This is a genomic window from Arthrobacter sp. E3 (assembly GCF_017353415.1).
GTDB lineage: Bacteria > Actinomycetota > Actinomycetes > Actinomycetales > Micrococcaceae > Specibacter.
Genome location: NZ_JAFMPX010000111.1, coordinates 1 through 309 on the forward strand (window position 1 = coordinate 1; position 309 = coordinate 309).

At 57.6% G+C, this 309-nt stretch carries 1 pseudogene; it reads right to left on the bottom strand.

The features are described 5' to 3' along the window. A pseudogene (locus JMA46_RS16855) lies at nt 1-280 on the bottom strand (IS5/IS1182 family transposase); the annotation flags it as partial. Between the last annotated feature and the right edge of the window lie 29 nt (nt 281-309).

Consider the following 309-nt stretch of genomic DNA (forward strand, 5'->3'; position numbering starts at 1 on the left):
GGACCCCGACGCAATACCCGTACAACACGATCCGCAACATCAACCGCGGGTCATAGGGCGGCTGACCCTTCGCCTTCGCATAGGCCTTATAGAACCGGTCCAGGTCCAGTTCCTCATCCACAAGCTCACCGATGAACCGGGCCAGATGATCCTGGGGCAGCCACTCATCCAAGGACGGCGGGACCAGCATCACCGCGTCAGGCTCAAAAGCTTTGAAGCGTTTATTCACCCCACCATTGGCATCGATACGGCCATCATCAACAACCGGCACACGTTCAATCGCTGACTCATCAAAAAGGCCGTCCTGGG